Raw genomic sequence first — 23,928 nt, 5'->3', positions numbered from 1 at the left:
GCCCATCTTCAAGCGCGTTCCGTTCATGGATTTCTCTTGTATCATTGGCACTGTATCATGGCAAGGCAAACGACAACCGGGCCGCCCGCCGCGCCCGGCTTTGAGAGAGTCGTCCGGCTCCGCCGCGATGAACACCTCCACGGAGAGATGGCCGAGTGGTTGAAGGCGCACGCCTGGAAAGCGTGTATGCGGGTATTCCCCGCATCGAGGGTTCGAATCCCTCTCTCTCCGCCATTTTACAACGGGCGGCAGCAGGGAATGACCATGAATAAAGAAGACATTTTCCCATTCGCCTGAGATGAGAAAGGGCGAAGCCACCGAACTGTTCGCACAGGAAAAAATAACCGCGCAAACCCTGTCACCGCTGGCCGCGCTGATGCTGCTGTCGTCGTTGCGACCGTGTCAACGCATGGCCTGACCTCCCGTGCCCGTGCCTGGGCGCGCCGGACTCACGCCCAGTTTTGTACCTTCAGCCCCTGAAAGCCCTGAAAGTCGCGCGTGTTGGCTGTAACCAGCGTCATCTTGTTGACAAAGGCAATCGCCGCGATTTGCCCGTCAACAAAGGGCGGTGTGCCGCCTGCGGCTGTCAGCCGTGCGCGTTCGCCCGCATGCCAGTCTGCGGCGGCGCGGTCGTATTCAAGCACCGGGAAACTGGCCAGCACCACCTCTTCAAGGTAGCGTTCAACCGCCTGTTTGCGCGTTGACCGGGTCAGCCGCAGGCAGCCAAACCGCAACTCGTGCCAGACCGGAGCCGCAATCGCGATGTCTTCCTCGTGCTCGCGCAACCGGCGCATAATCCCGGGCGCCGGCCTGGGCCGCAGCGGTTCCGAGATGATGTTGGTATCCAGCAGGTATCTCACGAATCACAGCCGGACATCGCGCCCCGGTGTCTTGTCGCGCACATTTGCGAACAACTCATCCGGGTCAAGCGCGAGTTCGGCGAGATCGGTTTTGTTCGTGAAGTCCTTGTATGCTTCCGTGAATCTGCGGTAGTCGGAGGCAATCCGCTCCAGACTCCGGCGGCCAATCAGCACCGCGACCGGTTTGCCGTGACGGGTCAGTTCCACCGGCCTGCCGTTTTCGGCTTCGCGCACCAGCCTCGGGAAGTCGCGGCGGACTTCCGCGATGGAGTGCCTGCTGATTGTCATTTCTTTCCAAATGCTCATGGTTATGTACATTATACACAAGATTGCAACGATGCCGCTATTGCCCTGCTGTGATAGAATAAAGGTCTTTATAACCCGCAGCCATGGTGGATTATGAAAACACGGGAAACATTGCTGACATCGGATTTGACCAGCCTCTATGCGTGGGAGTGGCCGGCTAGTCATGAGGTGGTGCGCCAGCGCATCTACATCCTCTACTACTGGCAGAAACACGGCCTGCGCAAGACGCGGGAGCATTTCGGGGTAAGCCAGCGCACCTTGTACCGGTGGAAGGCGAAACTGCGCCAAACGCCGGGCAAGCGCGTTCAGGGGCTGACGCCGAAACCGACGACGCCGAAGAGCAAGCGGCAGGGGTTTGAATGGCCGGTCGAGGTGATTGACCGGATTTATCATTTGAAGCAGACGCAGCCGTACCTCGGCAAGAGCAGAATTCACACGCAACTGACCCACTTCTGTAACCGCTATTACCTGCCCTGCCCCAGCGAAAGCACGATAGGCCGGCTGCTGGCCGAAATGCCCGATGGCCGCCATTCGCGGCCCAATTACATCTGGCGCCATTTCAACAACTTGCATGGACAACCTGTGTTCATGTCGTACCATCACATCTGGCGCGCCGTCTCCTGAATTCCGCGCCGCGCCGGGCGCAAACTCTTGCGGACTGCCGCAAAAACTACCGCAATCCGCAATCCACCAGCCACGGCGGCAGCACCGGCGCCGAGCCGTGCAGCGCCAGCAGCGCCAGGCCGAGTGACGACAGGCCGTCCAGCGCCGTCGGCAGATGCGCGTCGCCGGCCCACTCGTCGGCGAACCAGCGGCCTTCGCGATTGAAGACGGCGAACAGCAGCGACCCGGTTTCCAGCGCCTTCTCCATCGCCGCGGGTTCGGCGATGCAGGCCGACAGCGCGACCCACAACTGCGCGAGACAGCCGGATGTCGTGGTTTGCGGTGTGTTCACAAACTCCATCGCGCTTGCGAGCGGGTCGAAACCGGCGGACTCGCCGAAGCGCTGCGCCAGCAGCAATTCGGCCATCAGGTCGCCCGTCCGTTGCGGCGCCGCGCGGCGCCGGAAGTGAGCGGCGATGTCGCCGGTCAGGTCGGGCCACAGCGAACAGGCCAGTTGCCCGGCCCGCCAAACGCCCGGCAGCAACGCCGGTTCCGGGTCGCTGAACGCGGCCAGTTGCACAGGCAAATCGGGCGGGAGCACGCCGCGCAACTCGCCGGCAATCTCGCGCGCACGGGCGCGTGCAAAGGCGGCGTTTTCAACGCGCGCATTCACAAAGCCCAGCGCGCACAGCAGCCCCGACAGACCGGCGGAATAATCCAGCAGGTTGCCGACCGGGAAATTCTTCACTGACCAGTCCGGCGGGCGGCGCACCGCCTCCTCCATCCAGTCGGTCTCGACCGCAACGCCCAGCGCCTCGCTGATATGAAGCGCCGCAATCAGCCGCGACGCCGGGCCGTGAACCGCGCCGCCGATGTAGGTGACATCCTCCGTGTCGCGCAGGCCGTGCAGTATCCGCTCGGCATGGTCGGCGAAACGCAACTCGTCGGTCGCCTGATACAGGCGCGCAAGATACACGCCGATGCCGCCGATGCCGGCCAGGTCTCGCCCGACCAGAGTGAAACCACGGGCGCCGTAAAACGGCCACCAGGTGATTCCGTGCCAATCAAGGTTCCCGTCCCGCGTTTCCGCGTCGTTGTGGATGCGACCACCGTTGAAACCGGTTGCCGCGCGCCGGTCGGGGTTCCCGTCCTGCGTTTCCGTTTCCGCCGCGGCAATCAACCGGTCGCCGATGGCGACGGCGGCGTCCAGCCAGCCGCCGGCAGGCGGCTGCGCGCCGCGCGCGGGCCACGCGATGCGGCGGCGGGGATGGTCGGGGCGGACTGAAAACAGGCTGTACACGGCGTCGCAGCCGTCGCTGATGGCGTCCTCGTCCAGCGCGTGCAGGTTCTCGCGCGCGTGCGACACGGCGTCCACATCAAAGTAATCCCGCGCCGGTTCGCCCGACAATCCGTGCAGGTCGCGGCTGCCCGGCGCGGCCCAGAAGAAAGGCACATCGCAATGGCGAAAGTCATGGATGGCGTTCTCGACCAACGCCGTCTCGCGCGCCGGAAAACTGCTCCACAGGGTTTCAAGGCCGATTTCATAGCGCACGCCGTCGCCGAGCATTTGCGGCGCCGTCAGGTAGTCCGTCGTCTGGTAGCAACTCCAGGTGTCGAGCAGAATGCGGCGCAGGCGCGCGTCGCGTATCCGCCCGAAAAACCGCTCGAACGCCTCGCGCGCCGGCGGCGTGCACAACAGTTTCCCCATGCCGGCGTAGCCGCCGACGAACGATTCCATGTAGCCGGACACATCGTGAAAACGGCCATCGCAGCGCACCGCATGGCGTTCCTCTTTCCATTCAAGAAAGCCTTCGGCGCTGATGCGCGTGTTGTGCGGGCCGTCCTCGTCGGCGTCCGCCTGCGTCCGCCCGTCCGCGCCCGCCCGCGTGGCGCGGCGCAGCGGCGAGCGGTGCCAGCCCGGCGGCGCGACGCAACTGATGTCGGTCATTTCCCGCCGCGCGTGGCCCGGCATCAGGAACGGCAGAATGCCGGTCAGCGCGAGCCTCATATAGCGGCTGCGGAAATTCCCGAAGGCCGCCAGGATGGGCGAGTCCGTCAGCGGCGGCTGCGTGACCAGTTCGTGGTCAATAAAGACCGGCGACGCGCCGCAGGCGAGCAGGTTGTCAAACCAGTAGTCAATGCCGCTCAGCACCTCCAGCAGTTGCAGCCACGCGCCCAGCCGGCTGTAGAACACCGCGACCTCGCGCAGATTGCGGCACGGGTGCGGGGCCGCGAACGCCTCCCATCCGTAGGCGCCGCGGTCAACAAACAATGGCGAAGTCAGCGCGATGCCGTCGTCCGACATTTGCGACAGGTCGTGCAGCAGGCGGTTGAGCGCCGCCGTCAGTCGCAGTTGCTTGGGTTTGTACACGAGGGCGCCGCGCTCGAATGTCAGCAGCGCGACCGAGCGGCTGTTGTCGTGCGGGTCGCCGGCGCCGCAGCGCACCTTGACGACGGCGCCCGGGTCGCCGCCGTTGAAGAACGACCGCACAATCAACTCGCGGTCTTCGGCCAGGCGCGCGATCAATTCGCGGCAGCCGGTCAGCCAGTCGCGGTACAGCACCGCGCACAGTTTCGCCAGCACCGGGTAGCGGTTGAAGCAATAAATCCACGCCTCGCGCAAGGGTCTGCCGTCGCCGGCGTGGTCGGCGGAATGGTCGCCGGCGTGGCCGGCGCGCGCGGATTGGCTCAGCAAATGCGTCCAGGCCTGGTTGTTGACGGACGCCAGGCGGCTGACCAGATAGTCAATGAAACCGTCGCGGGCTTCGTCGCGAAAAAGGGAGTCAAGGCCGTGCTCGCGCAGCGCCGCATCCACATCGCGCCGCGCCGCGTCGCTCCAGAACGAGAAACCGCCGGCGCGCGAATCCGGCGGGTTGTCGCCGGCGCGCGCGAAGTGCGCCCTCAAATCATCGGCCCACTGCGGCAGCGCATTCGCGTCGGCGACTTCAAAGTCTTGCAGGCCGGCGAGCCATTGGCGCTCGTCCATGCCGCGCCTGGCGAGCAATTCGCGGAATTGTCCGGCGTCGCCGCCGGTGGCGGCCTCAATCCAGCATTTGCGCCGGTCCTCGACAACGGCGGGCGTTTGCCGGCGGCGCGGCCTGAAACCGGCGCAACCGGTTCGCTCCTGCGGCGCGGCGGCGCGCGCCGCCCACTGCAAGATCAGGTCATCTTCGGTCTTCAACAGGCTGCACAATCAGGCGGTCTTCGTTGATGGCCGCCGTGATGGTCTGCCCGGGCTGAAAATCCCCCCGCAACAAACTCTCCGACAGCGCATTCTCCAGTTCGTTGCGTATTATACGTTTCAGCGGCCTCGCGCCGTACACCGGGTCGTAGCCGCGGTGCGCGAGCCAGCGGACGACATCCTCGCCCGCCTCCAGCGCATAGCCGTTGTCTTCCAGCCGCTTGCCGAGCAGGTCAATCTGTATCGCGCAGATTTGCTCGATGTCCTTCTCATCGAGCGCATGAAACACCAGGATTTCATCCACCCGGTTCAGAAACTCGGGGCGGAAATGGCGGCGCACAATCTCCAGCACCTCCGCGCGTATCTCTTCATAAGGGGCGCCGGCCTTGTGCTGAATCAGGTCGCTGCCGAGGTTGGATGTCATGACGACGACGCTGTTCCTGAAGTCCACGGTGCGCCCCTGGCCGTCGGTCAGGCGTCCGTCGTCCAGCACTTGCAGCAGCACATTGAAAACCTCCGGGTGCGCCTTCTCGATTTCGTCGAGCAGAATCACGCAATACGGCCTGCGCCGCACGGCCTCGGTCAGATAGCCGCCCTGCTCGTAGCCGACATAGCCCGGCGGCGCCCCGATCAGGCGCGCCACCGAATGTTTTTCCATGAACTCCGACATGTCCACGCGCACCATCGCCTGCTCGCTGTCGAACAGAAACGCCGCCAGCGCCTTGCACAACTCGGTCTTGCCGACGCCGGTCGGGCCGAGGAACATGAACGAGCCGTTCGGGTGGCCGGGGTCGGCGAGGCCGGTGCGGGCGCGGCGTATCGCCTCGGACACGGCGGCGATGGCCTCGCGCTGCGAGATGACGCGGCGCCCGAGTTCTTGCTCCATGACCAGCAGTTTCTCCTTCTCGCCGCACAGCATGCGGCTGACCGGTATGCCGGTCCAGCGCGACACGACATCGGCCACCTCGCGCTCGGTGACGCGGCTGCGCAGCAAACTCGTCTCGCCCTCGCCGCCGGCGGCGGGCGCCGCGGCGAGGCGCTTCTCAAGTTCGGGAATGCGCCCGTACTGCAACTCGGACATGCGCGTCAGGTCGCCGTCGCGGCGCGCCGCCTCGAATTCAATGCGCGCCTTTTCCAGTTCCTCCTTGACCTGCGTCGCGCCCTGCATCATCGCCTTCTCGCTCTTCCAGATTTCCTCGAGGTCGGCGTACTCCTTCTCGAGTTTGCCGACTTCCGCCGCCAGGTCGTCGAGGCGCTTGCGCGATTCCTCGTCGCTTTCCTTCTTCAGCGCCTCGCGCTCGATCTTCAACTGAATCAGGCGGCGGTCGAGGCGGTCCATCTTCTCCGGCTTGGAGTCAATCTCCATGCGGATGCCCGACGCGGCCTCGTCAATCAGGTCTATCGCCTTGTCCGGCAGTTGCCGGTCGCTGATGTAGCGGTGCGACAGCCGCGTCGCGGCGATGATGGCCGGGTCGGTGATTTCAACGCCGTGGTGCACCTCGTAGCGCTCCTTCAGGCCGCGCAGAATGGCGACGGTGTCCTCAATGCCCGGCTCGTCCACCAGCACCTTCTGGAAACGGCGTTCAAGCGCCGCGTCCTTTTCGACATAGAGGCGGTATTCGTTCATCGTCGTCGCGCCGAGGCAGTGCAGTTCGCCGCGCGCCAGCGCCGGCTTCAGCATGTTGCCGGCGTCCATCGAGCCTTCGGTCTTGCCGGCGCCGACCATCGTGTGAATTTCGTCAATGAACAGGATGACGCGCCCGGCCTCCTTTTTCAGTTCGTTCAGCACCGCCTTCAGCCTTTCCTCAAACTCGCCGCGGTACTTGGCGCCGGCGATCAGCAGCCCCATGTCGAGGTTCAGCAGACGCTTGCCGACAAGGCCCTCGGGCACCTCGCGGTTGACGATGCGCTGCGCCAGCCCCTCGGCGATGGCGGTCTTGCCGACGCCGGGTTCGCCGATCAGCACCGGGTTGTTCTTGGTCCTGCGCTGCAACACCTGGACGACGCGGCGGATTTCGTCGTCGCGCCCGATGACCGGGTCGAGTTTGCCCTGCGCCGCCATTTCGGTCATGTCCACGGTGTAGCGCTCCAGCGCCTGGCGCTGGTCTTCGGCGCCGGCGTCATCCACCGGCTCGCCGCCGCGCAAATGGTCAAGCGCCTGTTTCAGCGCGGCTTCGTCGGCGCCGGCCTCGCGCAGGATGACGCCGGCGCGGTCGTCGCTGCCCATCAGCGCCTGCAAAAACAGTTCGGACGCGATGTAGGCGTCGCCGCGCTCCAACGCGAGTTTCTCGCAGATGTTCAGCAACTGCAGCAGGTCTTTCGACACATGCATCTCGCCGGCGGCGCCCTCGACCCGCGGCAGGCGCCCGATTTCGCGCTCAATGCGCTGGCGCACCGCCGCCACATCCACGCCGCACAATTGCAGCAGATGCGCCGCCGAGCCGCCGCCGTCCTCAAGCAGCGCCGCCAGCAGATGCAGCGGCTCGATGAACTGGTGGTCGTTGGCGAGCGCGCGCGACTGCGCTTCCTGCAATGCCGTCTGAAAGCGGGTTGTCAGTTTGTCGGTACGCATCAAAATCTCCGTTTCATGAAGAAAATATGCGGGTGCGAACGGCTCTTTTCAAGCGTCTTGCAAACGCCTTTCAAGCCGCCTTTCAAGCGCTCTTCAAGCGCCGCCGCCGTGCCGAAGCCAGATCAGCGCGGCCATGCGTCCGCTGCGGCGGTCGCGGCGGTGCGAGAAAAAATGCCGTTCATCGTGCCAGGTGCAATGATGGCCGCCGGTGATTTCGGCGACGCCCAGCCGCCGCAACCGCAGTCTTGCCAACTGGCACAAATCGGCCATCCAGGCGCCGGTGTTGTCCGGCAAAAACGCGAGCGCGCAGTCTTCGTCCTGTCGCACAAAGCGCTCGCGCACCTCGTCACCGACCTGAAACGCATGCGGCCCGATGGCCGGCCCCAGCCAGGCAAGCAGTTCCGCCGGCGGACAACCGAGCGCGGCGACCGTCGCCTCCAGCACACCATCGGCCAGACCGCGCCAGCCGGCGTGGGCGGCGCCGACGCAGCGCGCACCGCGGTCGCAAAACAGCACCGGCAGGCAGTCGGCAACGGTTACCACACAAACCTGCCCGGCCTCAAACGACACGGCGGCATCGGCACGGTGCGGCGGCGGTTGTCCGGCGACCTGTTCGGCGACGACGACGCACGCGCCGTGCTGCTGTTCAAGCCACAGCGGTTCGGCGGGCAGATGCAGGCGTTCACGCAGGCGGCGGCGGTTTTGTGCGACGCAGTCGGCGTCGTCACCAACATTTGCCGAGAGGTTCAGACTGTCAAACGGCGGCGCGCTGCAACCGCCCTCGCGCGTTGTCATGCATGCGCCGACGCGCGAAGGCGCGCTCCAGCCGGGGCGGACGAAGCCGTTGCGTATTTCATCCATCGCCGGTTTCAATGCGCCCTTCGATGCGCCCTTCGATGCACTCTTCCACAGGCTCTTCAATGCGCTCAAGCAACGCCAGCAGGCGGCGCAAATCATCGGGCGGTTCGGCGCGCCAGTGGCAGGTCTTGTGCGTGGCCGGATGCAGCAGCGACAGTTCGGCGGCGTGCAGCGCCTGGCGCGCGAAGGCGCGCAGTTCGTCCTGCGCCTGCGGCGGCGCGCCGGCGACCGGGCGAAAACGCCCGCCATACACCGGGTCGCCGAAGACCGGGTAGTTGACGTGCGCCAGATGAACCCGTATCTGATGCGTGCGCCCGGTTTCCAGTTCCACATCCAGCAGCGTGTGCGCGGCGAAGCGGCGGGCGATGCGGTAGCGGGTCACCGCCGCCCTGCCGCCGTCGCGCACGGCCATGCGCTTGCGGTCGCGCGGATGGCGGCCAACCGGCGCCGCGACTTCACCGCCGGCGACGGGGCGCCCGCACACCAGCGCGAGATAACGGCGTTTCACCGTCCGCGCCTGCAACTGCGACACCAGCGACTGGTGCGCGAGGTGCGTCTTGGCGACGGCCATCAGGCCGCTGGTTCCCTTGTCCAGGCGGTGCACAATGCCGCCGCGCGGCAGCGCCGCGAGTTGCGGACAGCGGTGCAGCAGCGCGTTCAGCACGGTGCCGCCGCGGTGCCCGGCGGCGGGGTGCACAACCTGGCCGGGCGGTTTGTCAATGACCAGCAGGTCGTCGTCCTCGTAAATGACGGCGAGCGGCAACGGCTCGGCGGCGACGGCGTCCGTCGGCGCCGGAGGCGGCCTGAAAGCGATGTGCTCGCCGCCGGACACGATGTCGCGCGCCTTCGGCACGCTGCCGTCCACCAGCACGCGCCCCTGCCGGATGCATTCCTGCAGGAAACTGCGCGAATAACCGGAAAACAGCCCGGCCAGCGCGCGGTCAAGGCGCGCGCCGGACTGCGCGGCGCCGATGACGGCCCGCAGCACCTCGCCGTTCACCTCGTCCACCTTCGCGTTCACTTCGTTCGCGCTATAATTGGCGGGATTCCGTCGGCGCGCCGCCGGCGGCTTACCCACAACGACGAACCGGAATGCCCCGACATCACCCCACACATCACCCAAGGCATTATTTGCTGGCCGCCCTTCTGTCCGTGTACTTTGCGGCGCTGGCCGGCTGCTCGGTATTCGATCCCAAACCGGATGAGGAGGTGCAGGCCGAGGCGCTGTACCAGACCGCCAAGACCAGTTTGCAAAGCGGCTATTACAGCGCCGCGATAGAGAACTACCGGAAACTCGAGACCACCTTCCCGTTCAGCCGCCACTCGCAGGCGGCGCTGCTGGAGAACGCCTACGCGCACTACAAGATTGAAGACAGCGAGACGGCGACGGTGATGACCGAACGTTTCATCAAGAACAACCCGAACCACCCGAACCTGGACTACGCCTATTACCTGAAAGGGCTGGCCTGGTTCAATTACGGGCGCAACCTGCTGAACAAGATTGTGCCGCGCGACCGCACGACGAAAGACCCGCGCCCGCTGATGGAGTCTTTCATGGCGTTCAGGCACCTGCACGAGAATTTCCCGGAAAGCACCTACCGCGACAGCGCCGGCGCGCACCTGGTCGTGCTGCGCAACCTGCTGGCGATTTACGAGATGCGCGTCGCCGGGTTCTACCTGCGCCAGGGCAGCTATGTGGCGGCGGTCAACCGCATCAAATACATGCTGGAGCAGTACGACGGCGCGCAGAACACGCCCGACGGCCTCTACCTGATGGCGGACGCCTACCGGCGGCTCGGCGCCGACGACCTCGCCGACGACACCATCAAGGTGCTGATGCACAACTACCCCGACTATCTCGACGCCGACATGAAGCCGGTCGGCGCGCTCGCGCGCGAGGGGCGGCGCGGCTGGATGGCCGCGCTGAACCGCCTCGCCGACAGCCTCCTCGACAAACTGAACCTGAAAGCGCGCCACTGACGCCCCGCCGTTCGGCGCCCCGCGCCGCTCGCGGGTTGCCTTCGGCAAACCGAACCTGAAAGCGCCGCCGGCGCCGCCTGTTCTTCAGTCTCTTCATTCACGCGAATCGCCGCCGAAACGGCAGGTGACCGGATAGCGGCGGTCCCTGCCGAACGCGCGCGGCGTGATTTTCGGGCCGGGCGCCGACTGGCGTCTTTTGTATTCGCTGGCGACGACCATCCGCTGCACGCGGCGCACCGTCGCGGCGTCGAAACCGCGCCCGGCCAGGCCGGCGGCGGTGGCGTCGTGCTCAATCAGTTGCTCGAGTATCGCGTCCAGCACCGGGTACGGCGGCAGGCTGTCGGTGTCCAGTTGCCCCGGCGCCAGTTCCGCCGTCGGCGCGCGTTCGATGATGCTGCGCGGAATCCGCTCGCGTTCGCGGTTGCAGTGGGCGGCCAGTTGATAGACGCGGTTCTTGAACAAATCCTTCAGCGGCGCGTAGCCGCCGACGGTGTCGCCGTACAGCGTCGAGTAGCCGACCGCCAGTTCGCTCTTGTTGGAGGTCGCCACGACCATCAGGCCGAGTTTGTTGGAAATGGACATCAGCAGACTGCCGCGAATGCGCGCCTGAAGGTTCTCCTCGGTGACATCGCGTTGCCGGCCCTTGAACACCGGCGCCAGTTCCGCCAGCATCGTCTCGAAGACATTGGTGATCGGCACCTCAAGCAACTCGACGCCGGCGTTGCGCGCAATCAGGCGCGCGTCTTCAATGCTTTGCGCCGATGTGTATTCCGAGGGCATCATCACCGCCTTGACGCGCGCGGCGCCGAGCGCCTCGACCGCCAGTATCAGCACCAGCGCCGAGTCAATGCCGCCCGACAGGCCGACGACGACGCCGGCGAAAGCGTGCTTTTCCACATAATCGCGCAGCCCCGTTGACAGCGCGCGCCGGATGATCTCGACCGGCGCCACCTGCGGCGGCGTCTCGTCGCAAGCGGCGGCGTCGGCGCCGATGTCGCAACACCAGACACCCTCCTCGAACGGCGGCGCGCGAAACACGCAGCGCCCGGCGCGGTTGAACACCCTTGAATCGCCGTCAAACACCAGGTCGTCCTGGCCGCCGACCTGGTTGACATAAATCACCGGCAGGCCGGTCTCGCCGATGCGCGCGCGCAGCGTCTCGTCGCGCCGCGCCTGCTTGGCGACATCAAACGGAGAGGCGCTGAGATTGACCAGGCAATCGGCGCCGGCGCGCGCCGCGTCGGCGGCGGCGTGCGGCTGCCAGATGTCCTCGCACACCGTCAGCCCGAGCGCAACGCCGTCCACCCGGAACACGCAGGCCTCGTCCGGCCCGGCGCTGAAGTAGCGCTTCTCGTCGAACACTTCGTAGTTCGGCAAACTGCGCTTGCGGCAGCGGTGCGCGACGCGCCCGTCCGACAGGTGCAGCGCGGCGTTGAACAGATGGCCGTGCTCGCGCACCGGCGCGCCGACGATGAGGTCAATGCCGGCGGCGGCGCGCGCGACTTCCTCCACCGCGTCGGCGGCGGCGGCGATGAAGTCGTCGCGCAGCAGCAAATCCTCCGGCGAATAGCCCGTCAGCGACAACTCGGAAAAGACAATCAGCCGCGCGCCGTTCGTGCGCGCCTCGCGCGCGAGGCGCACGATGCGTTCGGCGTTGCCGCGCAGGTCGCCGACGACGAAGTTCTGCTGCGCCAGCGCAACCCTCAGCGGGGGCGGCGGAGCCGGTTTTTGGTCATTCATCGGCCATTTGCTACCGCTCGTCGGCTGTGGCCGCCGCAAAGCCCCGCCGCGGGCGAGGATGGCGGCGACAACCAGAAACAGGAGGTATTGTCATGAGAAAACTGAAAACAAGCGGGAAAACAGGCGGCTTTACGCTGATTGAATTGATGATTGCAATCGCCATTGTCGGTATTTTGTTGTCGCTGGCGGTGCCGGCGTACCAGGATTATACCGTGCGCGCGAAAATCGCGGACGCGCTGAATGTCGCGGCCTCGATGAAGGTGCTGATTGGGGAGTATTACATTACGGAGGCGAAATTGCCGAAGGATGCGGCAGCAGCCGGCATTGATGAGACACTGACGAGTGATTATGTGTCCGACATTGACTATGAAAGTAAACCAGAAGACGGTGACCCTACCGCTGGCCTTCTCAAACTAACTTTGAACAGTGATATCGGAGGTACTGCCGGAAGCAAGGTTTTGCAGCTGAAAGCAACCATAAGAAATAACATCGTCAAGTGGAAATGTGGGCCTGACGAGGACGCGGAGAATGCCAGTGACAAACTCGCCTCCAAATACCTGCCGTCACAATGTCGCTGACCAATGACCACACCACGGAAAAAGTGGTTCCGGTGGCGCGGCTTGTCGTCCGGCGGCGAAGCCGTGTCGGGGCAGCGCGCGGCGCGCGACAAAGGCGATCTGGAGCAATCCCTTGCTGTGCAAGGCGTTATCCTGGTCGAGGCAAACTGCGGTAGGCCGGCGCGGCGTCTCGGCGGGCGCGATGTGACGGTGGTGCTGCGGCAACTGGCGACGCTGCTGCGCGCGTCGCTGCCGGTCGGCGATGTCTTCAATCTGCTGCGGCGGCAGGCGAAGCCGCGCCTGCGGCGGACGCTGACGCTGGTGTGGCAGGACATCGAGGCCGGCGGCGGCCTCGCGCAAAGCCTTGCGCCGCACCTGCACCCGCGCCACCGCTTCATCGTCCACATCCTGCAAGCCGGCGAGAGCAGCGGGCGCCTCGCGCCGCTGGCGGCGGAACTGGCGGCGCAGCGCGAGAAGCACGAGAAGATACGGCAGAAACTGAAGCGCGCCGTCGTCTATCCGGCGACGGTGCTGGCCGCGTCCGCCGTCGTCGTCGGCGTGCTGCTGCTGACGGTGATACCGCAGTTTGAGTCTTTCTACGCCGGTTTCGGCGGCGAGTTGCCGGACTACACGCGGCGGACGCTGCGCCTGTTCTCGCACCTTTCCGAACACGGCCCGCGCGCCGCCGCGCTGCTGGCCGCGCTGGCCGCCGCCGCGCTGCTGCTGCACCGCAACGCGCACTGGTTTCGCCGCGCAACCGGCAGGCTGGTGCTGCACCTGCCGCTGGCGGGCGCGCTCAGGAAGGCGTACTGGTGCCGCCTGTTCGCCACCGTCGTCGGCCCCGCCTACGGCGCCGGCGTGCCGCTGGCGACGGCGATGGAATGGCTGTCCGACTCGTCGCCCGACGCGGTCTTTCGCGAGGTGCTCGACGGCATTTCGGCGCGCCTTGAGGAAGGCGCGGGGTTTTCCGACGCCATCCGGCGCGCCGCCTTCTTCGACCGCTTCTTCGAGCAGGTCGTTCGCATCGGCGAGGACAGCGGGCATCTCGACGAATCGTTCCGGCAAATCGCCGCGTATTACGACGAGCAAATCGCCGCCAAAGCCGACCGCGTGATTCAACTGACCGAGCCGTGTCTGATTCTGCTGATCGCCGGCATCGTCGGCTGGATCATCGCGACGATGTACCTGCCGATTTTCAACCTGGGATTTGCACTATAATCCGGTATGCCCGACATTCCCTGGCAATGGCAGGCCGCCGCTTTCATCGCCGGCCTGGTGCTCGGCAGTTTCCTGAATGTGGTGATTGTCCGGCTGCCGAAGATGCTCGCGCGGCGCGACGCAGGCCGCGGCGCCGACGGCGGCGATGAGGACGACGGGGAAGACGCGCTGTCGCTGGCGTCGCCCGCCTCGCACTGCCCCGCCTGCCGGCGGCCATTGAAGGCTTGGCACAACATCCCGCTGCTGAGTTACCTCGCGCTGAGGGGGCGCTGCGCGTGGTGCCGCGCGCCCATCAGCCCGCGCTACCCGGTTGTCGAACTGGCGACGGCGCTGGCGCTGGTCGGCGTGCTGGCGGTGCACCAGGCGCCGCCGGCGTTCGCGGCGGGCGCCGCGCTCAGCGCCTGCCTGATTGCGCTGGTCGCGATTGACCTGCGCGACGGCCTGCTGCCGGATGCAATCACGCTGCCGCTGCTGTGGCTGGGCCTTGCCGTCAACAGTTTCGGATTGTTCACCGACGCCGCGTCGGCGGTGTTGGGCGCGATTGGCGGATACCTTTCGTTCGCCGCGATGAACCAGTGCTACGCCGCCGTCAGGAAGCAACAGGGGCTGGGCGGCGGCGACATGAAACTGCTGGCCGCGCTCGGCGCCTGGTTCGGCTGGCAGGCGCTGCCCGGCATCGTGCTGCTGGCGTCGGTCACCGGGCTTGCGGCGAGCCTTGCGATGATCGCCGCCGGGCGCTGGAAACGCACGACGCGGATACCGTTCGGCCCGTACCTGGCGCTGGCCGGGTGGGTCTGCCTGCTGTTCGGCGAGACGCTCAGAGACCCGCTGCGAGTGCTGCTCGGCGGCGGGGAATGGCCGTGATACGGATTGGATTGAGCGGCGGCATCGGCTGCGGCAAGAGCGAGGCGAACGCGGTGTTCCGCTCGCTCGGCGCGCCGGTCGTGGATGCCGATGAAATCGCGCGCGAACTGACCGCGCCGGGGCGCCCGGAACTCGATGAAATCGCCGCCGCCTTCGGCGCCGGCATCATCGGCGGCGACGGCGCGCTCGACCGCGCCCGGCTGCGCGAGATAATCTTCAGCGACGACGACGCGCGGCGGCGGCTGAACGCGATACTCCATCCCCGCGTCAGGCGCGAGACCGAAAAGCGCGTGCTTGCGCTGGCCGCGGACAACGCCTGCTGCATCATCACCGCGCCGCTTTTGATTGAGGCCGGCATGAGCGACCTCGCCGATGTCGTCGTCGTCATTGACTGCGACGAAGAAACGCGGGTGCGGCGCATTGTCGCGCGCGACGGCGGCGACGCGGCGCAGGCGAAGCGCATCATCGCGGCCCAGGCCGGCGCCGAGGAAAGGCTGCGGGCCGCGGACATCGTCATTGACAACCGCGGCGACAGGGAGCAACTGCGGCGCAAGATTGCGCGACTGCACCGCAAACTGCTGGAAAACAGCGCGCGGCGCGGTCAGGACTTGATCAGGCGGATACGCTGAAAACGGCGGCGGCCTATCTGATAGACATGGTCGCTGCCGGCCTTGATTTCAAGACCGCAGTCGCCGACCTTCTCGCCGTCTATCCGAACCGCGCCCTGTTTGATCATCCGCAGCGCCTCCGACGACGAGCCGGTCAGCGACGACTTCTTCATCAGTTGCGGCAGCGGCAGGCTGTCGCCCTCGATGCACACATCGCGCACCTCGATGTCGCCGGGAATCGCGTGTTTGCTGAAACGCTCGATGAAACCGGCGTGCGCCCGCTCCGCCGCGCCGGCGTCGTGAAAGCGGGCGACGATCTCGCGCGCCAGTTCAAACTTGACATCGCGCGGATTGCGCCCGTCCGCGACCTGCCGCTTCAGCGCCTCGATCTGCGCCGATGAGCGGAAACTCAACAGCGTGAAATAGCGCCACATCAACTCGTCCGACAGCGACATCAGTTTGCCGAACATCTCGCCCGCCGGCTCGGTGACGCCGATGGTGTTGTCGAGCGACTTCGACATCTTGCGCACGCCGTCCAGCCCCTCAAGCAGCGGCATCGTCATCACCACCTGCGGCGCCTGGCCGTGGTTTTTCTGCAGTTCCCTGCCGAGCAGCAGGTTGAATTTCTGGTCCACGCCGCCGAGTTCAACATCGGCGTTCAGCGCGACCGAGTCGTAGCCCTGCAACAGCGGGTACAGAAACTCGTGGATGCCGATGGGCTGGCCGCCGGCGTAACGCTTGCTGAAGTCGTCGCGCTCGAGCATGCGGGCGACGGTGTGCTGCGAGGCCAGTTCAACGACGGATTTCGCCGGCAACTTCTCCAGCCATTTTGAGTTGAAACAAATCTCGGTGGCGTCGCGGTCGAGAATCCGCTCAATCTGCGCCGAATAGGTCGCGGCGTTTTCAATGACCTGCTCGCGCGTCAGCGGCGGGCGCATCTTGCTGCGGCCGCTGGGGTCGCCGATCATGCCGGTGAAGTCGCCGATGACGAATTTGACGGCGTGCCCCTGGCGCTGGAATTCGCGCAGTTTGTTGATCAGGACGGTGTGGCCGAGGTGCAGGTCGGGCGCCGTCGGGTCGAAACCGGCCTTGACCACCAGCGGCGCGCCCGCGTCCAGGCGCTGCCGCAGTTCGTCCGGCAGCAGCACATCCACCGCGCCCCTCAGCAGTTCGGCGGCATCGGTCTTCATTGCGGATTTCATCACAAAAACAACATCGGTTATTGACAATTCAGGAACTGAGAGTATCTTTACCCGCTTGTAATTTCAAACTGTTTTTTGTTTTTCCGCCATCCACCAATGACGCGACACGACATCCGGGGCGCCCGGCGGCGCGATGATACCGCCCGCAAGCGGCGCCTGCGCCTTCTCATCAGCGCGGCGTTGCTGAGCGGCGTCGTCGTCTTCGTCCTCTCCGCCCGCACCGAACAACTGCCGCAGACGGCGCAGGCCGCGCAGCCGGAACAGACGGCGCAGACAGCACAAACAGCGCAGGCGGCGGCGGAACAGCCGCGTCAAACGCCGACCGAAATTGCCTACATTGAAGTCGAAGAACCATCCGCCGCCGCGCCGGCGCCGGACGCGCCCGCCGACCATGTGCAAGTCCGTCATTACACCGTTCAGCCGGGCGACACCCTTTCCGGCATTCTCGACCGCTTTGATCTGCACAAAACCATGCGGCACCTGCTGGCGCTGAAAAAGAAAGACAGAAAACTGCTGGCCAATCTTCGCCCCGGGCGACCGCTTGAACTCGGGATCAGCGACGGCGAGATGGCGCAACTGGTGTACCGGCCATCGCGGGTGGAGCACATCGTCGTCTCGGCGCGCGACGGCGGCGGTTACGCGCTTGAAAAGCACCTGTTACCCGTTGAAAAAAGGGAAGTTTTTGCGTCCGGCGTCATCGCCGATTCGCTGTATCTGGCGGGCAAGAAGGCCGGGCTTTCGGACAAAATCATCGTCGAGATGGGCGAGTTGCTCGGCTGGGACATTGACTTCGTCTATGACATCCGCGGCGGCGACCGCTTCACCGTGCTCTACGAGGAAAGTTATGTTGACGGCGAGAAATGGAAGGACAACCACATCACCGCCGTCGAGTTTCTGAACCGCAAGAAAACCTACCGCCTCGCCCGCTACACCGACGCCGCCGGCAAGACCGATTACTACATGGAAAACGGGCGCCGCGTCAGAAAGCCTTTTCTCCGCAACCCGCTGGAGTTCACCCGCGTCAGTTCGCATTTCAGCGCGCGGCGCCTGCATCCGGTGCTGAACAAGGTGCGCGCGCACCGGGGCGTGGACTACGCGGCAAAACGCGGCACGCCGGTGCGCGCGACCGGCGACGGCAAGATCATCCACCGCGGCAGAAAGGGCGGCTACGGCAAAACCGTCATCCTCCGCCACGACCGCGGTTACAGCACGCTCTACGCGCACCTGTCGCGTTATGGCCGCGGCCAGCGCGTGGGTTCGTATGTGAAGCAGAAGCAGGTCATCGGCTATGTCGGCTCGACCGGGCTTTCAACCGGCCCGCACCTGCACTATGAATTCCGCGTCGGCGGCGTCCACAAGAACCCGCTGACGGTCAAACTGCCCAACTCAAGGCCGCTGCCGAAATCAAAGAGGCCGCACTTCCGCGAGACGACGCGCGGCACCTTCGCCAAACTCAACCTGATCAACCAGGCATATGTCGCCTCGCTCGGCGAGGCGGCGGACAAGGCCGACGGCGGGCCGGGCCAGCGGCCCTGAGCGATGCCGGCGATTTATCTGGGGGCGCTGTCCGGCACCAGTCTGGACTCGGTGGATGTCGCGGCGGTGGACTTTGACGGCGGCGCCACGCTGATCGCCTTTGCCAGCCGCCCGATTGATCGGGCCGTCGCGCAGCGCATCACGAACCTGCAAAGCGGGCACGCGCCGCTGTCGGAACTGGCGCGGCTTGACTGCGAACTCGGCCATCTGTTCGCCGACGCCGTGCTCGGCCTGATTGAAGACCAAAGCCTTGCCGCCGGCGCCATTGAAGCCGTCGGCCTGCACGGGCAGACCCTGCTGCACCGCCCGGACGACGACTGCCCCTACTCCGTGCAAATCGGCGACCCCAACATCGTCGCCGCCAGAACCGGCCTGACCACGGTCGCCGATTTCCGGCGCGCCGACATCGCGCTCGGCGGCCAGGGCGCGCCGCTGACGCCGGCCTTTCACAGGGAGTTGTTCGGGCACATTGAGCGCGCGGCGATCGTCAACATCGGCGGCATCGCAAACCTGACCGTCCTCGGCGGCGGCGAGGTCGCCGGCTTCGACACCGGCCCCGGCAACTGCCTGATGGACGCCTGGACGATGCGCCACCGGCAACAGCCTTTTGACGACGAAGGCCGCTGGGCCGCCGGCGCGTCGCCCGACCGCGACCTGCTGGCGCGACTGCTCGACCACCCGCCCTTTTCGGCGCCGCCGCCGAAGAGTTTCTGCACCAGCCAGTTTCCCGTCGGCTGGCTTGAGGAGTATCTGGAGGACGGCGCCGACCCCGCCGCAGTGCAGGCGACGCTGGCCGAACTGACGGCGGCCACCATCACCGACGCGGTGCGGCGCCACGCCGCCGCCGCCGAAACGCTGCTGGTGTGCGGCGGCGGCGTGCGCAACCGCCATCTGATGCAACGACTCAGCGCGCTGATTGGCATTCGCGTGTGCAGCACCGAAGCCGAGGGCGTGCCGCCCGACCGGGTCGAGGCGCTGGCGTTCGCGTGGCTCGCCAGACAGCGCCTCGCGCGCGCCAGCGGCGTGATTCCGGCGGCCACCGGCGCGCGCCAGGCGGCGCTGCTCGGCGCCGTCTATCGCCCGCCGCCGCAAGGCGCGGGGCAAGAGGGGTGAGGTTTCAGGCGGGGGAGAAAGAAGAGCCGCAGCCGCAGGTCGTCGTCGCGTTCGGATTGCGAATGACAAACTGGGCGCCTTCCAGCCCTTCAGTGTAGTCAATCTCCGCGCCCATCAGGTACTGGTGGCTCATCGGGTCAACGAGCAGCATAACGCCGCCTTTCTCGACCCGGGTGTCGCCTTCCTGGATGTTCTCATCAAAAGTGAAGCCGTATTGAAAACCGGCGCAGCCGCCGCCCGAGACGAACACGCGCAACTTGAGGTTGTCGTTGTTCTCCTCGTCAATCAGCGACTTGACCTTGGCCGCGGCGGCCTCGGTGAAGATCAGGGATTGCATTTCAGCCATCGGTTTGCTCCTTTGCTTGCATTGCAACGGACATTATAGCATGTGCGCGCGTGCGCCGGGGCGCTTCAGGGCGGCGACTCCGGCAAACTCCCGACCGGCTCAAGGGACGACCCGGCGGGGGGATTGAGGGGCGGCTCCGCCGCGCTCAGCAGGCGCCCCCAGCGGAACATCCGGACCACCGGGTCGGCCTTGTCGGCGCTGACCTTCACCTCGACGCTCGCCGGCACAAAGTGCTCCGGCAGCGAAATCCGCCCCTTGATGCGCTGGAAATACTTGAACGCGAACCGCCGCTCGCCCTCGTAGAAATCGTCCATCGGCAACTGCCTGCCGGCGCCGTCCAACGTGCCGGCCACGCGCAGGCGGATGCTGCCCTTCGCCATCTTGTCCTTGCGCGCGCCCTGGCGCAGCACCAGTTCAAACGGGAAGCGCCCGTCCGTCGCCGGCTTCTCCAGGTGCGCCGACAGAATCGCGACGCCCTGCTGCAAATCCTCCGGCGCGATGACCCGGCGGTAGAAATAGAGTTGTTCCTTCATCTCGGCGAGGTCGCGCTCTTTCTGGTACAACTCGTTTCGCATCTGCTGCGCGGTCTCGCGCAGCAGGTTGGCGCGGGTTCTGACCGCGACCAGTTTCAGCGCAGTGCTTTGCTCGTCCAGCGTGTCGTCAAAGCCCTCGATTTGCGCCAGTTCGCCGAAGGCGGCGTTGAAGCGGTCGTGTTCAACGGTGTAGCCCAGCAGGTAAAACGCCGCCGACCACGACAGCACCACAAAAACCGCCGCGAACATCTTCACAAAGGAGCGCCCGCCGAGGTACAGCCGCAGCAGGCGCATGCGAAACGCCAGCCAGACGAAAAAACCGGGCGGCCAGTCGGCGGGGCGCGTCCACCGCGCCGGGCGGCCCTGTGCGGCGCGGGGGCGGTTCGGCGCCATCGTCAGAAGGTCGGAAACCAGCCGCGCAGACCGGCGGTTTCATCGAAGTTGAACATCAGGTTCATGTTCTGCACCGCCTGCCCGGCGGCGCCCTTGACCAGGTTGTCAATGACGACCAGCACCTTGGCGACATCGGCTGTCTGCGGGCGGTGCACCGCCATCAGGCAGACATTGCTGCCGCGCACCCAGCGCGTTTCCGGATGGCTGCCGGCGGGCAGCGTCTCGACGAAAGGCTCGCCGGCCCAGGCCTGCTCAAAGCACGCTTGCAGCGCGGGCTGGTCGAGCGCGGTGCGGAAGTACAGCGTTGAATGAATGCCGCGCGACACCGGCAGCAGGTGCGGCGTGAAGCTGAGCCCCACCGGGGCATCGGCGATGCGCCCGAGTTGCTCGCTGATTTCGGGCCAGTGGCGGTGGCGTGACGCCTTGTAGGCCTTGAAGTTCTCGCCGCATTCGCCCAGCAGCAGGCCGGTTTGCGCGCGCCGCCCGGCGCCGCTGACGCCGGATTTGGCGTCGGCAATCAGGCACGACACATCGGCGGCGCCCGCCTCCAGCGCAGGCTTGAGGCCGAGGATGACCGAGGTCGGGTAGCAGCCGGGGTTGGCGACCAGGCGCGCGCCGCGGATTTGGTCGCGGTTCAGTTCCGGCAGCCCGTACACCGCCTGCGCCAGCAGGCCGGGGCAGGCGTGCTCCTCACCGTGCCAGCGCCGCCATTCGGCGGCGTCGGACAGGCGGAAGTCGGAGGCCAGGTCAATCACGCGCACGCCGGACGACAGCCACTGTTCGGCCTGCTTCATCGCCACGCCGTTCGGCGTCGCGAAGAAGACGACATCCAGCCCGTCGGCGTCGGCGCCGTCGAGGGCGGCGCGGTAGCACAGCGCGGTCTTGTCGCGCATCGCCGGGAATTCCGGCGCGAGCGGCTCCCCGGCGCGGCTGCGCGAGACCACCTGTGCAAGTTCCACTTGCGGGTGGCCGAGCAACAGGCGCACCAATTCCAGGCCGGTGTAGCCGGCGCCGCCGATGACTGCCGCGCGTATCATGACCGATAGTGTATGCGCTGGACGCCCGCCGGCAAAACCGCCCGCGCGCGGCGCTGGCGCGAACGCGGCGGCGCTGGTATCATCGGGCCCGGTTCATTCCTTTTCAACGGCAACTTCACAATGGCATTTTACTGGTTCAAGGCGCTGCACCTGGTCTTCATGGTGACCTGGTTCGCCGGCCTGTTCTACCTGCCGCGGCTGTTCGTCTATCACGCATCGGCCACGGACGGCGCCGGCATCGAGCGCTTCAAGGTGATGGAGCGAAAACTGTTCGTCGGCATCATGACGCCCGGCGCCGTGCTGACGGTGCTGTTCGGCATCGGCGCGTATCTGACCAGCCCCCGGCCCTACGCCGCCGCCGGCTGGATGCACGCCAAACTGGCGCTGGTCGCGCTGCTGGGCATCTACCATGTCTGGTGCGGCTTGCTGCTGGCGGCCTTCCGGCGCGGCGCCAACCGGCACAGCCATGTCTGGTATCGCTGGTTCAACGAGGCGCCGGTCGCGGCGCTGATCGGCATTGTGCTGCTGGCGGTGCTCGGGCCGGTGTCGCGCTGAGGCCGCGCGGGGGCTAACTGCGGATGCAGCCGTAAAACGACGCCACGGTGCCGGCAAAACTCGCCACATTGACGACGCCGGGGACATCGCGGCCCAGTTCCTGCTCGTCGCGCCCTTTCAGGTTCGGCCTTTGCGGCAGGACGAAATACCAGGTTTTGTTGGTGTTGACGACAAACCTCGCGTCTATCCCCTCCGGCAGCGCCACGCCCAGCGACTTCAGCAGGTCGTCGGCGCCCTTCTTCGCCTTGATGCGGCGGCGGTAGTGCTTGTCCTTGCGGCATTTCAGGGACAGTTCGTGGAGTTGCTCGTTCTGGTACTGGCAGACTTCCCAGTCCACATTGTCGCGCCCGGTTTCTTCGCCTTTCCTCTCTTCTTTCATCGCGGGTTTCATTCTACTCCCCCTTGTCAAGCAGGTTGCGCCACGCCCGCAAATTGCGGCGGTCGCGGTGCGCCTTGTCGCGCAGGCCGAGGCGGAAGGCGGCGGCCATCCACAGGCCGGGCGGGTGCAGGTATTGCGGCATCCGGTTGAAATCAACGATGACCGGCCACCAGCCGTGTTCATCCCTCGCCACCACGGTGTTTTTCGCGTGGAGGTCAATGTCGTGCAGGCCGTGGCGCGCGGCCTCGCCGATGATGAACTCGACGAAGCCGGCCATCTCCTTCAGCGAGACGCCGCTGTCCGGGTCTTGCAGCGCCTCAAACACCGTCAGCCGGTTGACGAAACGCTGCACCAGAAAGGCGGCCTGCCCGCCGCCGTCGCCGGGCGCCCACGCCAGCGGAACCGAGACATGGCGGCTCAGCGCCGCGATTGAATAAAAGGCCCGGTTGCGCTCGTACTCAAATTGCGCGATGTTGACCCGGTAGCGCCTGCGGTATTTGCCGATGTAGTACGGCTTGTACACCTTGATAACGGCGTGCTCGCCGCGGTGGCGGCCCTCATAGACATGGGAGCGCGAACCCTCGGCGATGTAGCCGGTGATCTCGATGCCGTCCGGCAGCGGCGGCGGCGGAATCTCGCCAACCGGCCTTTTCGCGCGCCGCCCCGCCAGCCACGCTTTCATGCCGCAAACACCGCGCGGCCATGCGCCACGGCACCGGCCACCGGCTTCGCCGCACGCCGCATCGTCATTGTTCGCGGCGGGCGCCGACCAGCACCTTTTCAACTTCCTTCGCCACCCGCTCCGCCGAAAAGAATGCCGCCCGCCGTTGCAGCGCCTCGCGGTCGGGCACGGTTTGCAGCGCCTTGTTCATCGCCGCCGCCAGCGCCCCGTCGTCACCGACCGGGGCCAACCCGCCCCATTTGCCGTTTTCCAGTATCTCCTGCGGCCCGTTCATATTCCCGCCGACGGTGCTGATGACCGGACAACCGCAGGCCATCGCCTCAATCAGGACATTGCACAAACTCTCGGCGCGTGAAGACACGACGAAAAGCCGCGCCCGGCGCATCAGCGCGAAAGGGTTGCGTTTCCAGCCGGGCAAACTCACCCGTTCGGCAATGCCGAGTTCGGCGGCCAGGTTTTCAAGCGCCGCGCGTTCCCCGCCCTCACCGAGGATGACAAGGCGCAGCCCGGCATGATTTTCAAGGCGGGCGAACGCGCGAAGCAGTGTCGGAAAGTCCTTTACCGGATGCAGGCGGCCAACGGCGAGCACCACAGGCGGGCAACCGGGTTGCAGCCACGGATGGTCCGGCGTTTGCGCCGCGAGGCGCTGTATTGCAGGCGTCACCACCGGGTTGTAAACGACCGTGATTTTTTCACGCGGAACGCTCATCTGGCGCACCAGGTTGTCCGTAATCCCTTTTGAGACGGTGGCAACGGCGTCCGCGTCGGAGAATACAACTTCCGCATGGCGGCGCTGCCTCTCACC

23 protein-coding genes, 1 tRNA gene and 1 pseudogene are annotated in these 23,928 nt (G+C 66.0%); 11 read left to right on the top strand and 14 right to left on the bottom strand.

All coding sequences use genetic code 11. The annotated features are described in order from the left end of the window. The first annotated feature begins 141 nt into the window (after positions 1-141). Positions 142-234, top strand: a tRNA-Ser gene (locus tag OXU50_02320). 215 nt (positions 235-449) lie between these two features. Here the strand turns inward: OXU50_02320 and OXU50_02315 are convergent. Both OXU50_02315 and OXU50_02310 read right to left on the bottom strand, forming a co-directional pair. After that, positions 450-860, bottom strand: coding sequence for a type II toxin-antitoxin system VapC family toxin (locus tag OXU50_02315; GenBank protein MDD9868718.1), 411 nt, complete (start codon positions 858-860; stop codon positions 450-452). A gap of 3 nt (positions 861-863) precedes the next feature. Then, positions 864-1,166 (bottom strand): type II toxin-antitoxin system Phd/YefM family antitoxin, encoded by a 303-nt coding sequence (locus OXU50_02310; GenBank protein MDD9868717.1) that lies wholly within the window; start codon positions 1,164-1,166, stop codon positions 864-866. Positions 1,167-1,259: 93 nt separating this feature from the next. Between OXU50_02310 and OXU50_02305 the strand changes: the two genes are divergently transcribed. Continuing rightward, entirely contained in the window at positions 1,260-1,790 is a 531-nt protein-coding gene (locus OXU50_02305; GenBank protein MDD9868716.1) for a helix-turn-helix domain-containing protein, read from the top strand. Between the two features lie 46 nt (positions 1,791-1,836). On the opposite strand, the gene OXU50_02300 is transcribed toward OXU50_02305, so the two are convergent. The 4 genes from OXU50_02300 to OXU50_02285 all read right to left on the bottom strand — a co-directional run bounded on the left by OXU50_02300 (position 1,837) and on the right by OXU50_02285 (position 9,401). Next, positions 1,837-4,950 carry a DUF4135 domain-containing protein gene (locus OXU50_02300; protein ID MDD9868715.1) on the bottom strand — a complete coding sequence of 1,038 codons (3,114 nt, stop codon included), beginning with the start codon at positions 4,948-4,950 and terminating at the stop codon, positions 1,837-1,839. After that, the gene (gene clpB, locus OXU50_02295) at positions 4,934-7,522 is read right to left on the bottom strand and encodes an ATP-dependent chaperone ClpB (protein MDD9868714.1); all 2,589 of its coding nucleotides are present in this window, start codon (positions 7,520-7,522) and stop codon (positions 4,934-4,936) included. The genes OXU50_02300 and clpB overlap by 17 nt, the downstream gene beginning before the upstream one ends. Positions 7,523-7,615: 93 nt before the next feature. Beyond that, positions 7,616-8,383 carry a peptidoglycan editing factor PgeF gene (gene pgeF / locus OXU50_02290; GenBank protein ID MDD9868713.1) on the bottom strand — a complete coding sequence of 256 codons (768 nt, stop codon included), beginning with the start codon at positions 8,381-8,383 and terminating at the stop codon, positions 7,616-7,618. Beyond that, positions 8,376-9,401: an RluA family pseudouridine synthase gene (locus OXU50_02285; GenBank protein ID MDD9868712.1), complete on the bottom strand. Its 1,026-nt coding sequence runs from the start codon at positions 9,399-9,401 to the stop codon at positions 8,376-8,378. The genes pgeF and OXU50_02285 overlap by 8 nt, the downstream gene beginning before the upstream one ends. A gap of 110 nt (positions 9,402-9,511) precedes the next feature. On the opposite strand from OXU50_02285, the gene OXU50_02280 reads away from it, so the two are divergent. Further along, positions 9,512-10,360, top strand: a complete 849-nt coding sequence (locus OXU50_02280; protein ID MDD9868711.1) for an outer membrane protein assembly factor BamD — start codon at positions 9,512-9,514, stop codon at positions 10,358-10,360. A 93-nt stretch (positions 10,361-10,453) separates the two neighbouring features. Here the strand turns inward: OXU50_02280 and OXU50_02275 are convergent, their stop codons facing one another. Beyond that, complete coding sequence (locus OXU50_02275; protein ID MDD9868710.1) at positions 10,454-12,100, bottom strand: NAD+ synthase; 1,647 nt, start codon at positions 12,098-12,100, stop codon at positions 10,454-10,456. A gap of 92 nt (positions 12,101-12,192) precedes the next feature. Here OXU50_02275 and OXU50_02270 point away from each other — a divergent pair. From OXU50_02270 to coaE, 5 genes and pseudogenes are all read left to right on the top strand, one after another. Next, positions 12,193-12,339: pseudogene (locus tag OXU50_02270) on the top strand (prepilin-type N-terminal cleavage/methylation domain-containing protein). Then, complete coding sequence (locus OXU50_02265) at positions 12,313-12,678, top strand: pilin (protein ID MDD9868709.1); 366 nt, start codon at positions 12,313-12,315, stop codon at positions 12,676-12,678. The pseudogene OXU50_02270 and the gene OXU50_02265 overlap by 27 nt, the downstream one beginning before the upstream one ends. Before the next feature lie 3 nt (positions 12,679-12,681). Continuing rightward, complete coding sequence (locus OXU50_02260) at positions 12,682-13,875, top strand: type II secretion system F family protein (GenBank protein MDD9868708.1); 1,194 nt, start codon at positions 12,682-12,684, stop codon at positions 13,873-13,875. A 6-nt stretch (positions 13,876-13,881) separates the two neighbouring features. Then, entirely contained in the window at positions 13,882-14,739 is an 858-nt protein-coding gene (locus OXU50_02255) for an A24 family peptidase (GenBank protein MDD9868707.1), read from the top strand. Beyond that, positions 14,736-15,368: a dephospho-CoA kinase gene (gene coaE / locus OXU50_02250; protein ID MDD9868706.1), complete on the top strand. Its 633-nt coding sequence runs from the start codon at positions 14,736-14,738 to the stop codon at positions 15,366-15,368. Before OXU50_02255 ends, coaE begins: the two co-directional genes overlap by 4 nt. Here the strand turns inward: coaE and tyrS are convergent. Beyond that, positions 15,341-16,549, bottom strand: coding sequence for a tyrosine--tRNA ligase (gene tyrS / locus OXU50_02245; protein ID MDD9868705.1), 1,209 nt, complete (start codon positions 16,547-16,549; stop codon positions 15,341-15,343). The genes coaE and tyrS overlap by 28 nt on opposite strands. 96 nt (positions 16,550-16,645) lie before the next feature. Here tyrS and OXU50_02240 point away from each other — a divergent pair, with 96 nt between their 5' ends. After that, the gene (locus OXU50_02240) at positions 16,646-18,085 is read left to right on the top strand and encodes a peptidoglycan DD-metalloendopeptidase family protein (protein MDD9868704.1); all 1,440 of its coding nucleotides are present in this window, start codon (positions 16,646-16,648) and stop codon (positions 18,083-18,085) included. Positions 18,086-18,088: 3 nt separating this feature from the next. Further along, positions 18,089-19,198, top strand: coding sequence for an anhydro-N-acetylmuramic acid kinase (locus OXU50_02235; GenBank protein ID MDD9868703.1), 1,110 nt, complete (start codon positions 18,089-18,091; stop codon positions 19,196-19,198). 4 nt (positions 19,199-19,202) lie between these two features. Here OXU50_02235 and erpA read toward each other — a convergent pair whose 3' ends face one another. The 3 genes from erpA to argC form a co-directional block, all read right to left on the bottom strand. Beyond that, positions 19,203-19,544, bottom strand: a complete 342-nt coding sequence (gene erpA / locus OXU50_02230) for an iron-sulfur cluster insertion protein ErpA (protein ID MDD9868702.1) — start codon at positions 19,542-19,544, stop codon at positions 19,203-19,205. Positions 19,545-19,609: 65 nt separating this feature from the next. Continuing rightward, positions 19,610-20,470 (bottom strand): hypothetical protein, encoded by an 861-nt coding sequence (locus OXU50_02225; protein ID MDD9868701.1) that lies wholly within the window; start codon positions 20,468-20,470, stop codon positions 19,610-19,612. Between the two features lie 2 nt (positions 20,471-20,472). After that, a complete protein-coding gene (argC, locus tag OXU50_02220) occupies positions 20,473-21,507 on the bottom strand; it encodes an N-acetyl-gamma-glutamyl-phosphate reductase (GenBank protein MDD9868700.1) in 1,035 nt (344 codons plus the stop codon). Between the two features lie 120 nt (positions 21,508-21,627). Here argC and hemJ point away from each other — a divergent pair, with 120 nt between their 5' ends. Then, the gene (gene hemJ / locus OXU50_02215) at positions 21,628-22,062 is read left to right on the top strand and encodes a protoporphyrinogen oxidase HemJ (protein MDD9868699.1); all 435 of its coding nucleotides are present in this window, start codon (positions 21,628-21,630) and stop codon (positions 22,060-22,062) included. A gap of 13 nt (positions 22,063-22,075) precedes the next feature. Here hemJ and OXU50_02210 read toward each other — a convergent pair whose 3' ends face one another. The 3 genes from OXU50_02210 to OXU50_02200 form a co-directional block, all read right to left on the bottom strand. Continuing rightward, a complete protein-coding gene (locus OXU50_02210) occupies positions 22,076-22,453 on the bottom strand; it encodes a hypothetical protein (GenBank protein MDD9868698.1) in 378 nt (125 codons plus the stop codon). 1 nt (position 22,454) lies between these two features. After that, a complete protein-coding gene (locus OXU50_02205) occupies positions 22,455-23,123 on the bottom strand; it encodes a hypothetical protein (protein MDD9868697.1) in 669 nt (222 codons plus the stop codon). A gap of 64 nt (positions 23,124-23,187) precedes the next feature. Next, positions 23,188-23,928, bottom strand: a 741-nt coding sequence (locus OXU50_02200; protein ID MDD9868696.1) for a glycosyltransferase, incomplete at its 5' end; no start/stop codon positions are given.

This window comes from Gammaproteobacteria bacterium, assembly GCA_028817225.1.
Taxonomy (GTDB): Bacteria; Pseudomonadota; Gammaproteobacteria; order Poriferisulfidales; family Oxydemutatoraceae; genus Oxydemutator.
Note: the sequence above shows the minus strand (reverse complement) of the source record. Positions and strands in the feature narration are given on the sequence as shown.